This is a genomic window from Acinetobacter sp. ANC_7513, assembly GCF_056779915.1.
In genome coordinates this window covers 1-12,509 of record NZ_JBWYIW010000001.1, presented here as the reverse complement: position 1 = coordinate 12,509, position 12,509 = coordinate 1, and the positions used below count along the sequence as shown (strand labels likewise).

Annotated in this window: 9 protein-coding genes; 5 read left to right on the top strand and 4 right to left on the bottom strand. The window is 38.6% G+C overall.

The genetic code is table 11. The features are described from left to right. The first annotated feature begins 1 nt into the window (after position 1). Both carB and greA read left to right on the top strand, forming a co-directional pair. A complete protein-coding gene (gene carB, locus AC1M9B_RS00045; protein ID WP_180028121.1) occupies positions 2 to 3,235 on the top strand; it encodes a carbamoyl-phosphate synthase large subunit in 3,234 nt (1,077 codons plus the stop codon). A gap of 95 nt (positions 3,236 to 3,330) precedes the next feature. Next, complete coding sequence (gene greA / locus AC1M9B_RS00040; protein WP_035266896.1) at positions 3,331 to 3,807, top strand: transcription elongation factor GreA; 477 nt, start codon at positions 3,331 to 3,333, stop codon at positions 3,805 to 3,807. Positions 3,808 to 3,856: 49 nt separating this feature from the next. Here greA and AC1M9B_RS00035 read toward each other — a convergent pair whose 3' ends face one another. Then, complete coding sequence (locus tag AC1M9B_RS00035; RefSeq protein ID WP_481608268.1) at positions 3,857 to 4,474, bottom strand: FMN-binding negative transcriptional regulator; 618 nt, start codon at positions 4,472 to 4,474, stop codon at positions 3,857 to 3,859. A gap of 104 nt (positions 4,475 to 4,578) precedes the next feature. Between AC1M9B_RS00035 and AC1M9B_RS00030 the strand changes: the two genes are divergently transcribed. After that, on the top strand, positions 4,579 to 5,196 hold the full coding sequence (locus tag AC1M9B_RS00030) for a CatB-related O-acetyltransferase (protein ID WP_481596729.1): 618 nt from the start codon (positions 4,579 to 4,581) through the stop codon (positions 5,194 to 5,196). On the opposite strand, the gene AC1M9B_RS00025 is transcribed toward AC1M9B_RS00030, so the two are convergent. Next, on the bottom strand, positions 5,179 to 6,585 hold the full coding sequence (locus AC1M9B_RS00025; protein ID WP_481608267.1) for a KAP family P-loop NTPase fold protein: 1,407 nt from the start codon (positions 6,583 to 6,585) through the stop codon (positions 5,179 to 5,181). The two genes, AC1M9B_RS00030 and AC1M9B_RS00025, sit on opposite strands and share 18 nt — an antisense overlap. A 411-nt stretch (positions 6,586 to 6,996) precedes the next feature. Between AC1M9B_RS00025 and AC1M9B_RS00020 the strand changes: the two genes are divergently transcribed. Continuing rightward, positions 6,997 to 7,437, top strand: coding sequence for a universal stress protein (locus tag AC1M9B_RS00020; RefSeq protein ID WP_481596727.1), 441 nt, complete (start codon positions 6,997 to 6,999; stop codon positions 7,435 to 7,437). A gap of 32 nt (positions 7,438 to 7,469) precedes the next feature. Here AC1M9B_RS00020 and AC1M9B_RS00015 read toward each other — a convergent pair whose 3' ends face one another. Beyond that, complete coding sequence (locus AC1M9B_RS00015; RefSeq protein WP_481596726.1) at positions 7,470 to 7,793, bottom strand: MGMT family protein; 324 nt, start codon at positions 7,791 to 7,793, stop codon at positions 7,470 to 7,472. Between the two features lie 105 nt (positions 7,794 to 7,898). Here AC1M9B_RS00015 and AC1M9B_RS00010 point away from each other — a divergent pair, with 105 nt between their 5' ends. Further along, on the top strand, positions 7,899 to 8,861 hold the full coding sequence (locus tag AC1M9B_RS00010) for an alpha/beta fold hydrolase (protein ID WP_481608266.1): 963 nt from the start codon (positions 7,899 to 7,901) through the stop codon (positions 8,859 to 8,861). A gap of 92 nt (positions 8,862 to 8,953) precedes the next feature. On the opposite strand, the gene AC1M9B_RS00005 is transcribed toward AC1M9B_RS00010, so the two are convergent. Beyond that, positions 8,954 to 12,509 (bottom strand): BapA/Bap/LapF family large adhesin (locus tag AC1M9B_RS00005; RefSeq protein ID WP_481608265.1); only part of this gene is annotated, 3,556 nt, incomplete at its 5' end.

Sequence of the window (12,509 nt, the reverse complement as noted above, 5' to 3'; positions counted from 1 at the left end):
AATGCCAAAGCGTACGGATATTAAAAGCATCTTAATTATTGGTGCTGGTCCAATTGTTATCGGTCAGGCGTGTGAGTTTGACTACTCAGGTGCACAAGCATGTAAAGCATTACGTGAAGAAGGTTACCGTGTAATTTTGGTAAACTCTAACCCTGCAACGATCATGACTGACCCTGCAATGGCAGATGCAACGTATATCGAGCCAATCACTTGGCAAACTGTTGCAGCGATCATTGAGAAAGAACGTCCAGACGCAGTTCTTCCAACAATGGGTGGTCAGACTGCATTGAACTGTGCCCTTGCCCTTGATGAGCATGGCATTTTAGAAAAATTCAATGTTGAATTGATTGGTGCAACGAAAGAAGCGATCGAAAAAGCGGAAGACCGTAAACTTTTCGACCAAGCAATGCGTAAAATTGGTCTTGAATGTCCAAAAGCAGCAATCGCTGAATCGATGGAAGAAGCTCTAGAGATTCAAGCACGTTTCGGCTTCCCAGTGATTATCCGTCCATCATTCACCATGGGTGGTTCAGGCGGTGGTATCGCATACAACAAAGAAGAATTCCTTGAAATCTGTGAACGCGGTTTCGATCTTTCTCCAACTAAACAATTATTGATCGATGAATCTTTAATTGGTTGGAAAGAATATGAGATGGAAGTTGTTCGTGACAAAAACGACAACTGTATCATCGTATGTTCGATTGAAAACTTTGACCCAATGGGCGTACACACAGGTGACTCAATCACTGTTGCACCTGCACAAACATTAACAGATAAAGAATATCAGTTAATGCGTAATGCATCTTTAGCAGTGTTGCGTGAGATTGGTGTAGAAACAGGTGGTTCTAACGTACAGTTTGGTATTTGTCCAAATACTGGCCGTATGGTTGTGATCGAGATGAACCCACGTGTATCTCGTTCTTCTGCATTGGCTTCAAAAGCAACTGGTTTCCCTATTGCAAAAATCGCTGCAAAATTAGCGGTTGGTTATACCCTTGATGAGCTTAAAAACGACATCACTGGCGGTACAACTCCAGCATCTTTCGAACCTGCGATTGACTACGTTGTAACTAAAGTTCCACGTTTCAACTTTGAGAAATTCCCACAAGCTGACGCAACTTTAACTACACAGATGAAATCTGTTGGTGAAGTGATGGCGATTGGTCGTAACTTCCAAGAGTCTATGAACAAAGCACTTCGTGGTCTTGAAGTAGGTGCAACTGGCTTTGATGAAAAAATCGAAGTGGGTGCTGAAGGCGCGCGTGAGAAAATCTTACAAGAACTTCGTGTTCCGGGTCCTGAGCGTATTTGGTATGTTGCTGATGCATTCCGTCACGGCTTTACATTAGAAGATGTATTCCAAGCGACTAAGATCGACAAATGGTTCTTGATCCAAATCGAAGACATCATCAAAACAGAAAACCAAATCAAAACTTTAGGTTTTGGCGATTTAAATGCGGACAACATCCGTTCATTTAAACGTAAAGGTTTATCTGACCTTCGTATTGCGAACTTGATGGGTATTTCACAAAAACAATTCCGTAAACATCGTTGGAACTTGGGCGTAACCCCAGTTTACAAACGTGTAGATACTTGTGCTGCTGAGTTTGAATCAGACACAGCGTATATGTATTCAACTTACGATGACGAATGTGAATCAAACCCGTCTAGCAAAGACAAGATCATGGTGATCGGTGGTGGTCCTAACCGTATTGGTCAAGGTATCGAATTCGATTACTGCTGTGTACACGCGGCTCTTGCAATGCGTGAAGACGGTTATGAAACTATCATGGTGAACTGTAACCCTGAAACAGTTTCAACTGACTATGACACTTCAGATCGTTTGTACTTTGAACCAATTACGCTTGAAGATGTGTTAGAAATCGTACGTATTGAGAAGCCAAAAGGCATCATCGTACAGTACGGTGGTCAAACACCACTTAAATTGGCTCGTGCTTTAGAAGAAGCTGGTGCACCAATTATTGGTACATCTCCTGATGCGATTGACCGTGCAGAAGACCGTGAACGTTTCCAACAAATGATTCAACGTCTGCAACTTCGTCAACCAAACAACAGCATTGTAAAATCTGCTGAAGAAGGTATGGCTGAAGCAGCGAAAGTTGGCTATCCACTTGTAGTACGTCCATCATATGTACTTGGTGGTCGCGCGATGGAAATCGTATACAACGATGAAGAGTTACGTCGCTATTTACGTGATGCTGTTCAAGCTTCTAACGATGCCCCTGTTCTTCTTGACCGCTTCCTAGACGACGCGATCGAAGTTGACGTAGACTGCGTATCTGACGGTAAAGACGTGGTGATCGGCGGTATCATGCAGCACATCGAACAAGCAGGTATCCACTCAGGTGACTCTGCATGTTCGATCCCTCCTTACTCTCTTTCTAAAGAGATTCAGGACGAAATGCGCCGTCAAACTATCGCAATGGCGAAAGAGCTTGGTGTTGTTGGTTTAATGAACGTACAGTTTGCTGTTAAAGGCGAAGACGTTTACATCTTAGAAGTGAACCCACGTGCATCACGTACAGTTCCATTTGTATCTAAGTGTATCGGTGAGTCTTTAGCGAAAGTCGCTGCACGTTGTATGGCGGGTCAATCTTTAGAATCTCAAGGATTCACTACAGAGATTATCCCTGAGCACTTCTCTGTTAAAGAAGCAGTGTTTCCATTCAACAAGTTCCCTGGTGTTGATCCAATCCTTGGGCCTGAGATGAAATCTACAGGTGAAGTAATGGGTGTTGGTAAAACATTTGGTGAAGCGTTCTATAAAGCTGTATTAGGTGCAAATGAGCGTTTACCAGGTCTTCCAACGGAAGGTGAAGTTAAACATGCGTTCATCTCTGTACGTGATTCTGATAAACCACGTGCAGCTGGTATTGCAAAACAACTTGCTGACTTTGGCTTCAAAATACTTGCTACTGGTGGCACATACGATGTCATCAAAGCGGCTGGTATTGAATGTGAACGTGTAAATAAAGTGACTGAAGGTCGTCCAAATATTGTGGACCGCTTGAAAAATGGCGAAATACACCTCATTATCAATACAACAGAAGGTAAACAAGCTCAGCAGGATTCGTTCTCAATCCGCCGTTCTGCACTTCAAGGTAAGGTCTATCATACGACTACCCTTAATGGTGCAGATGCAGTTTGCCAAGCTTTAGCAATCAAATTGCCAATGGATGTATATCGTTTGCAAGACTTACAAACAGTAGGTTAATACACTACCAAGAAGTCCCGTCACCTCTTGGTGGCGGGCTTTTTTTCATTTATAGACTTAGTATTTTTTCATACTTACTTTTTTGAGGGACAACTATGCAACGTTATCCTATGACACCTCAAGGCAAAGAAGCGCTTGAGAAAGAATTACACCAACTTAAAACTGTAGATCGTCCTCGTATTACAGCAGCGATTGCTGAAGCGCGTGAACACGGAGATCTTAAAGAAAACGCGGAATACCACGCTGCACGTGAGCAACAAGGTTTCTGTGAAGGCCGTATCCAAGATATCGAAGGAAAATTGGGTGCTGCACAAGTGATTGACGTTAAAGAACTTGAGCAAAATGGACGCGTTGTTTTTGGCGTGACTGTCACAATTGAAAATTTGGATACTGAAGAACGTAAAACGTATCAAATTGTTGGTGACGACGAAGCAGATTTTAAAATTAACAAAATATCTGTGAATTCCCCTATCGCGCGTGGTCTTTTGGGTAAAAATGAAGGCGATGAAGTTAAAATTACGACACCTCAAGGTGAAGTTGAATACGAAATTGTGAGCGTAGAATATCTTTAATTCTTGATATTTTAGGCTATAAACCCCTCTGATGAGGGGTTTTTTATTTTCATTTTAATTGATTCATTGTTTTTGCTAGATGCACTTTTCCAGCTTCATGAAGCTTCGTAATAACATTACGAAAATCTTTTTCATCTCTATTTTGACTTAGTTTTGATTTAGCAATGATTCTTTCAATTTTAATTTCAAATACAACAAAATGGTTGAGCATTTCCATCAAGAAATCTTTTGGTGCATCTGCCATTTTCCAAGCATTTTTACCATTCGTGATACGTTCATGTTGTTGGGTGAGTTGACCTAATACTGCAAGTTTAGTTTTCTGATCATGATAAAACTGAATTTCACCATTAATGTGTACGACTTGATAATTCCAAGTAGGTACTTTTTTGTGATCTTCAAATTTTGAAGGATAATAATTCGGTGAAATATAAGCATCCTCTGCTTTAAAGATGCATAGTATTTGATTATTCAAAATCGAATGATTGAATAGTGTATTCTGCAATGAAACATGTCCTCTCAATGTTTGTTCATCTACTAATATGAGCGGGATATGTTCAGCAATTAACCCTGTTTGAGTCTGTGCGACCAAAGATGCAAGAGGATACTCCTTTATTATTCTATATATTTCTTCAGGTCTATCTTCTCTAAATTCTGTTTCAACAAACATAGCTTTTCCATTCTTCTAATGCTCAATGAATATAAAAGTTTTTATTCAGGATGTAAGTTTTAATTGGTATATAATGCCCTGAAATATTCTCCTTTTATTTCACCATGTCTGAAAAGCTGATCAACTCCCCTGTCAATCACTGGTGCGAATTCGAATTTATCTCTAAAACAGTCAAAAATCCGAATATTCATATTAAAGGCAATTACAGTTATTACTCAGCCTATTGGGATCAAGGTTTTGAGCGTTGTGTAGTGCGTTATCTACATGACAAACCTTCGACACCAGAAAAACCCATCGATCAGCTTTATATTGGCAATTTTGTCTGTTTTGGCGCTGAGTGTGTCATCATGATGGGTGGAAATCAGTTACACCGTACCGACTGGATTTCAGCATTTCCTTTTGATACGCGTAGTTTTGTGCCTGCTGGCGATACTGTCATTGGTGATGGTTGTTGGATTGGTAGTCGTGCCATGATTATGCAAGGGGTAAAACTTGGTGAAGGTGCAGTCGTTGCTACAGGTGCAGTCGTGACCAAAGATGTACCGCCTTATGCTGTCGTCGGTGGTGTACCTGCTAAAATTATTAAATACCGTTTCCCTGAACAAGATATTAAAAAATTGCTTTCTCTTAAGCTATATGACTTAGATGAAAAGCAGTTTTTAAAAATGCGTGAACAGTTGCAGACCGATGATATTGAAAAATTATCAATATTTTTCAAATAGTCCTGTTTTTATATATTGCATCCAAATCGAATTAAAATCCTTAATATCTTTTAATTTACTAATACAATAAGGGCTCAAGAACCTTTGAAGAGTTTGATTTTTATGATCCTTTTGCCCTACAGTCTTAAATCTTTCTTCTATATCTAAAAGTGTTTCATACAAATTGCAAATAATAATGTCATCGATATTTTTTTCGTTCAATAATTGCTGTCGGATAAAATAAGATTTTGTCGTATATCCATTTTCATCGCCGTTTAAATAGTTGAATAAATAATCAATTATCTTATGCAAATAATTAGCTGAAATATTAAAATTTTCATCAAAGATGAAAGCATTTAAAATTAGATTAAGCTTGAAATCATTTGTTCTCAAGAGTGCATATTGATTAATTTTTTTCACCAACTCTCTAGAATTGTATTCTTTGCTAGATTGCAAACTTAAAATCCAAAAAAACAATTCATTTTTAGTATCTACAGATGTTAATTCGCCGATACGATATAACTGCTGTGCTATTACCTCTTCATACAACTGCGTCTTTCCTAAGTTAGGAAATTCAACAGTAAAATCAATAAACTTTGTTAAATATTCTTCACCAAGACTTTCATCATAACCATAGTTATGACAAACCACTTTTGAAAATTGGGTTTTATCCATTACCAAAACAAAAACAATTTTTGGAATGTCAAAAAAATGTTTAATCCTTTCAATTAAACGAATAGCAAAATCAGGTCGGCAACGATCTAGCTCATCAATAATAAATACCAATGGCTTTTCTAATTTTGCAGCAAGTTCAGCGAGCTCTTGCTTAAAATCTTGAATGGTTTGCTTTTCGATATGATGATTTTCAATCTTCTTCTCAATGTGCTCTTTAACTTTATTGGCTATTTCTTCACTTGCTGTGTCATATACATCTTTGCCCTCTTTATAGACCTCTTGTAAAGCTTCACCTGCACCGCCTAGTCCTACCAAATGCAAACCTGCTTTTGCAGCAATTAATGGCATGACAGCCGCCAAAGAAATTAATACCGAAGCAGTCTTAGAGTTAAAATCTTTAATATCAGCATCATCGATCTCATTTGCATCGTTCAAAGCATGGCTAATCTCTGCTGCAATCGTCAAAAATGGATCATCTAAATAATCATTGGCAAAAGCATCTAAATAAACAACTTGGTGACTTTGATCTTCTAAATGCTTTTTCCAATGCCTTACAAACCAGGTCTTACCTTCACCCCAACGAGCATCTAAAGCTAGAACAGCACCACAATTTAAGCGATCTACATAACGTTCTAATTGCTCACCTAGACGACGACGATCCCATAAATCGCCTTCCCAAGCGATTTCAATATTCTCAAAATCATCATGAATGATATTTACTGGATAATCTTTCATTGTTGTTAAAATTCAGTTGCTTATTTTCCAAATATCTTATCATTATCACTCTTAAAGACATAAAAAACCCACTCAAACGGAGTGGGTTTTCAAAATATAGTCGCTAAAGTAAGGCTTATACTTTTTAATTCTAATTATAGACTCCATACTTTATAAAGATATCTGACGCATCCTTAATTACATCTCTACCCATCACAATATTTTCAAATTGATCTTTTTATGATTCAGTTAATCAAATTTCATTCTTCATAGTTCGTTACCATCTTATATCTCTAAAATTTTAAGATAATAAATCAAAAACAATAACTTAATATAAAAAACCATAGCTTTACACTTGGTTTTATTTTGAACAATTTAGGTCTATGATGAACTTATACACTTTTAAATAGAACGGTTAAAAAGGAGAACAACATGAGTTATCAAAATATCCTTGTTCCAGTGGATGGTTCAGAAGTAGCACTCAACGTCGTTCAGCATGCTGTTGAATTGGCTAAAGCATTTAATAGCAAAATTACCGTTGTTCAAGTGATGACACTCGATCCCTATATCGCAGCCGAATATCTCTCAGATGGGCAGTCAAATCTTTTAATTGAACGAGCACGAAAATTTATTGAAGATAACCTAGCTCAAGCTAAAGCAAAGTTTAATGAATATGGAATAGATGTAGAGACTAAAATACTCGAAGGAGAAAGTATTCACCGCACAATAATGAAAGCGATTGATAATCTTAATATTGATCTTATTGTTATCAGCTCGCACGGTCGCACAGGATTCAAGAAATTAATTATGGGCAGTGTCGCACAAAGCCTCATCACCGAAGTCAATGTACCTGTTTTTGTCGTAAAGCAATAATAACGGATAGCTCCGTATACCGTCATACGGAGCTACTCGAACCATCCAAAAATCTTGAAATCTATTTTGCCATTGTTAAACACAACTCCCTCTTCAAGTAATCTAGCTTGCTGGCAATTAAAACCTTGATCATCCAAACGCTGATGACTAATTTTACCTTGCGCATTAATGACACGATGCCAAGGCAAGTCGCTACTCACATCTAATTGATTCAAAACACGACCAACCAACCGGGCATGTTTAGGCAGTCCTGACATCGCAGCAATTTGGCCATAACTGGCTACTTTCCCATAAGGAATTTGTGATACTGTGGCCAAGATCAACTGTGCCATTTCCGCTGATACTGATCGATTCATCAATAATTGACCTATAGTTTATCGGATGATTGATTTGAGCAAATGCATTTCATAACAGACTCACTTAATCTAAATTTGCACAATAACAATACACAGAGAAATACAATGAAAAGGATATTTTCACACTTACTTGCTGCTTCAATTGCAGTCGGTACAATCTCTATTACATCGACAACTCAAGCCGCGCCAAGCAGTATAAATATTCAAGATATTTTACAACAAGAACGTGCTTGGGCTGGACTGAATACCAAGCGCATTAAAGTCTCCGACATCGATTGGGCTTACAGTGAAGGTGGAACCAAAGGCAAACCAGTACTTATGCTTGTGCATGGTCTTGCAGGCAGTCGGGATAATTGGAACCGAGTCGCTCGCTATCTGACACCACATTATCACGTCATTATCCCTGATTTACCTGGACAAGGTGATAGTAAAGTAGCTGCAGATTTTGATTATTCAATTCCAAATCTAACTGAAAAATTACGTCGCTTTGCGGAAGCCATTCATGTTGATCAAAATCTAAATGTTGCCGGTCACTCCATGGGCGGTGCTGTAGCATTACTTTATGCAGCTCAGTATCCAATCGATACTAAATCATTACTACTCATTAACAGTGCAGGTGTATTTAAATCAGCCAATACGCCTTACTTAAAAGACCCAAACTTACTCAAAAATTTTATCGTTTCTAGACCTGGAGATTTTGATCGGTTATTTAAAATTGCTACGCAGCAACCTCCATTTATACCGAACGAACTGAAAGTCGAACAAGAAAAGCTCATGATATCCAATGTTACGAATAACACGAAACTCGTCGAGCAACTTATTCTCATGTCCAAATCATTTACACCTGAAACATTTGCGCTAGCGGCTCGTTCAATCGATCAACCATCACTCATCATATGGGGAGATCGTGATCAAATTATTAATGTAGAAGCTGCAGCTGAACTGAAAGGATTACTGAAAAATGCTCAAGAACCTATCATCTTAAAAGGTGTAGGTCATACACCAATATTGGAACAAGAACAAATCCTCGTACAACATTATTTAAATTTTCTTAATCTACTCAAATAAGTTATAGACAATGAATGGGACATTTTAAATGTCCCATTTTTTTCAAGAATAAAAAAAGAGGAACCGAAGTTCCTCTTTTTCACATTAGTCTATTAGAACAACAAGTGGTTTTTGTTCAACAAGTCTTGAAGTGAAACATCAGTATTGTTGAAAGTAATTAGGTCAACCTTGTTATAAGTTGTACCTGCACCATCACGATCAATACTTAACTTCGTATTGTTTCCATCTTTCTCGACAAAGATGAATTTATCAATGTTTTGAGCAGTTGCATTATCAGATAACAACTCAGAAACATCAATCTTCACATTGCTGCCTAATTGGAAGTCATTGATTGTGTCAACACCGTTACCACCGTTATGGCTGTTGTCATTTAACACATTAAAGATCAACTTATCCAAACCTTTAGCAGAAACTGTTTCATTCAAGTAAGTAGAATTAAACTTACCTGCTGTTTCATTCGCCAATGCATCAGCATCATTCGCATTTGCTTCTGGTGTGAATTTGCTCCAAGCCAATGGTGAACCTGATTTAGAATCAATTTGAAGTACTAATTGCGCTGTATCAGACTTACCAGTTACAGGATCAGTAATCGTGTATTTAAAGACATCCGTTTTACCAATCGCGTTTAGGTTTGCATTTGGCTTATAAGCGTATGTACCGTTTGCATCGATAGTTAATGTACCAAACTCGCCTTTAATTGTTGTTGCACCATTAATCGCAACACCATTTACAGCTTTCACAACAGCACCGGCAACTACAAGATCTTTACCATGTACAGCATCAAGATCAGTAATCACATTACCTTTCGCTTCAGTGATTGACTTCACAACAGGCGTTGTACTTGTATCAGTTTCTTTAATTACTAAATTAGTCTGTACATAACCTGGTAAAGAAGCAAGGTTACCATTACTCATTTCAATACGATATTTACCTGCAGGTAAATCATCTAAATTGATATGAGCAACCTCTCCAAATAAGCCAATGAAATCAAATAATCCTGCAGATTTATTATCGGCAATTGGTACCCACTTGCCAGAACTATTTTGCTGGTAAAGAACAATTGATACTGAGTCTAATAATGTTCCCCATGATGCGGATTTTACTTGAAGCTGCACATCTGCAGTTTTGTTTGCACCAATTGTAAACTCTGTAGCACCACTCGTTTTACCAAGCGTAATTCCGAGGAAACCAATCAACCAGTTATATGAAATCGCATCTTTAATGAATTTCTCTGTAACAGGATACTCGTACTCGATACCAGCTTTAGCAACATTATCAATGGCATCCAACGGAATGTTTGGAGCAGTCACTTGACGTGGTGCAGATTCACCCGCTACATCAGAAGCAGTCACAGATACATTTTGTCCATCGTTCAAACTTGGTATCAACTTAATTGAGTAGTTTCCATTGCTATCCGCAGTGGTTGTACCAATCACGTTGTTGTTTGCATCTTTTACTTTAACAGTTGATAAAGCTTGTGCAGTACCTGTTACTAATGAACCATCTGCATTAAATGTTGCCGTTGGAGCATCTGGAGGAGTTACATCCAAATCGAAGCCGATGCTTGATGAAGGACCGACATTTCCAGCTTCATCAATCGCTTTAGCTTCAACGATAATTGTACCTTCTGGTAAATTATTGTTGATTGGATATGTCCAATTACCATTTTGATCAGCAGGAACAAGTGCAGAATCAATAATTCGACCTGTAGAGTCCTTAATCACTAATTCGACAGTAGTATTCGCTTCAGCTTTACCTGTTAATACTGGTTTCAAGTCACTTGGATCTGTAATTGGATTAATAATCACAGCATCAGGAGCTTGAGTATCAACTGTTAATTGCTGAGTTTCAGTTTTTTTGTTCTTAGCTAAATCAGTAGATGTTACTTCAACTGTGTAATTTCCATCCGCTAAATCTCTTGGCGGTGTAAATGTCCAATTGCCTGAGCTATCTACAGAAGCTGGTGCATCTACAACAGTATTTCCATTCTTATCTTTAATCACGACTTGAACTTTAGAATATTGTTCAGTTGAACCAGAAATTGCTGGAGTAGTATCGTTTGTAGGATATAACTCTTCAACTGACAAATCAGGTGAAAGTGTATCTACACCAAATTTTAAAGAAACTGTACGGCTAGTATTACCAGCAGCATCACGTGCAGTGGCTACAAGTGTATATATACCATCTGCTAAAGGTTCTGCTGGTTTATAACTCCAACGGCCTGCAGACAACACTGCTAAACCACTAGATACCACAGCACCGTTAGCATCTTTAATCTCTACAGCAACCTCTTTAGGATTATTTACTGTATTACCACTAATCGTACGTTGTGGATCATTAGTATAATTAATACTTGGATCAACGGCCGTTACTTGAGCTGCTGTGACTACTGGTTCAGCAATAAATAATGAGCGTGCAGCGAAAGCAGAGAATGCAGCAATTTGAGGCTCAGCAGCTAATGATACTGCCTGTACAGATGCAGCTTCACTCACATCCCATGCAGCTTCTTCATCATCCCAAGGATCGATATCTAACCAAGGATCATTATCATCTTCCCACGGATCAATATCGATATCTGGTGGTGTCAAGTCGATTACAAAATCTTGTTCAGTTGGATTACCTACGTTTCCAGCTTCATCTTTAGGAGTAGCTTCGATTTTGTAGTCACCTTCTTCCAACTCAGCTTCTGGTTTATACGACCATTTACCATCTTCTCCAACTTCAACAGTGGCCTTCTCTTCGAAGCCATCTGGACCGGTGATCACGATATCCACTAGCGAACCTTTCTCACCTGTTCCTGTAATTTCAGGTTGAGGATCATTCGATTCGAAATCATCACCACCAATTGGATCAATAGTAATGTCAGAAGGAGGTGTTGTATCAACTTCTAACTGTTCTTTAGAAGTATCACCTTTGTTACCCGCTTTATCAGTCGGAGTTACTTCAATATCGTAATGACCTTCTGGTAATTCTTCAGTCGGTGTATACGTCCAGTTACCTTCTGGATCAACTTCTGCTTTACCTTCAGAGACAATTTCACCGTCTTTGTCTTTGATCACAACATCAACTATCGCTCCTGGTTCTGTTTTACCAGTAATTTCAGGAGTGGTATCGTTTGTTGGCTTAAGCTCATCGATGGTTAATTCAGGCGCTACTGTGTCAACCTCGAAGCTCTCTGGCTGAGATTCACCTGTGTTACCTGCTTGATCTGTTGCTTTTGCAACTACGTCATATTCGCCATCTGCCAATTCAACTGATGGTGTATATGTCCATGTGTCACCTGTAACTGTCGCTGGACCTTCTGCAACAACTTGACCGTCTTTGTCTTTAACAACGACATTTACTGTTGTTCCTGGTTCAGTTGTACCTGTGATTTCTGGTGTTGTATCGTTTGTATCCGCAATTGGATCAATCGTTACATCGGTATCAGATGGTGCAGTTGTATCTACAGTTAATTTGCCATCCGCAGTTTCAGTAGCAGTATTACCCACCGCATCTTTCGCTTCAGCTTTAACTGTATATTCACCTTCTGGTAATTCTTCAGTCGGTGTATACGACCAGTTACCTTCTGGATCTACAGTCGCATCACCTGTTGCTACAGGGTTGCCATCTTTGTCTAAGATTTCAACTTTTACTGTTGCACCTGGC